The organism is Rhodobacter flavimaris, assembly GCF_021378075.1.
GTDB lineage: Bacteria > Pseudomonadota > Alphaproteobacteria > Rhodobacterales > Rhodobacteraceae > Rhodobacter > Rhodobacter flavimaris.
Window position 1 is genome coordinate 1 of record NZ_JAJUOS010000069.1, and the last position, 291, is coordinate 291.

1 pseudogene is annotated in these 291 nt (G+C 71.8%); it reads right to left on the reverse strand.

Annotated elements, in window-relative coordinates:
• Window positions 1-291, reverse strand: a pseudogene (locus LZA78_RS17660) (phosphatidylinositol phosphate synthase); the annotation flags it as partial.

Consider the following 291-nt stretch of genomic DNA (forward strand, 5'->3'; position numbering starts at 1 on the left):
ACCGCGGCCTCCAGCAGCCAGGGCAGGTCCAGGACGTCGGCGAAGAAGGCAGGCACGAGGAAGCCCACGAGCCGGTCCGGGCGCTCCGCGATGCCGACCTTGGCGTCGTAGCGCAGGTGGTCGGCCTTGGCCCGGGCGTAGGACGTCACCGAGCCCATCACCAGGATGACCAGGCACAGCGCGGTGTAGAGGCGGTCCTCCGCGACCCAGGCGAAGTACAGGGTGGCGCCGGCGAACAGGGCGCCGTCGGCGACCCGGTCCAGGGTGGAGTCGAGGAACGCCCCGAAGTCG